Annotated in this window: 1 protein-coding gene; it reads left to right on the top strand. The window is 61.1% G+C overall.

From position 1 onward, the window contains the following. The coding region (locus tag B7K24_RS00015) for a beta-sandwich domain-containing protein (RefSeq protein ID WP_144268039.1) at window positions 1-761 on the top strand (761 nt) is incomplete at both ends.

Raw genomic sequence — 761 nt, 5'->3', positions numbered from 1 at the left:
CGACGATGTCGGGGGTGTGTCGGGTGTTGTGGTTGATGATGCTGGCGCGGTGGTGTCGGGTGCGTCGGTGTCGGTGGTCAGCGAGGAGCATGAATATTCGGTGTTGACTCAGTCGGATGGCTCGTTCGCGTTTGAGGACATTCCGGCCGGGTCCTACGCGATGACGGTGCAGAAGGATCTGTTCCGCACGGCCACGGTTGACGGTGTGGTCGTGGTCAAGGGTGAGTCGGCGACGGTCGATGTGACGCTTGAGCTTGATACCGTTGGCGACTTCTTCGATGACTTTTCCGCCGGTGCGGGCGCGTGGTCGCCTGGCCGCGGTTCGTGGTCGGTCGTTGATGGTGCGTACGTGCAGTCCACGCTCGGTGGCAGCAGTGCGTGGAGGTATCAGTCGGCGATCACGGGCAGTGTGTGGCGTGATGCGACCTACGAGGCTGATCTGTCGTATCAGGGTGGTCAGAACTGGGCGGCGGTGTTGTTCCGCAAGCAAGCCCCGTCCGACACCATCAACGATTCTGGGTACTTCGTCGCGTGGAACCACTCGGGCCTCATCGAGCTCGATCGTGCAGGGTCGTCGATCACGCGTTTGGCTTCGGTGCAGCGTGACACTGATTGGTCGGTGGACCATCACCTGAAGGTGGTGACGACGGGGTCGAATATCAAGGTCTTCGTCGATGGTGAGGACGAGCCGATTATCGATGTCGATGACGACACGTACGTGTACGGCTATGCCGGTGTGGGCGCGAACGGAGCCCAATGGA

The sequence above is a fragment of the Demequina sp. NBRC 110055 genome, from assembly GCF_002090135.1.
In the GTDB taxonomy this organism is placed as follows: domain Bacteria; phylum Actinomycetota; class Actinomycetes; order Actinomycetales; family Demequinaceae; genus Demequina.
Note: the sequence above shows the minus strand (reverse complement) of the source record. Positions and strands in the feature narration are given on the sequence as shown.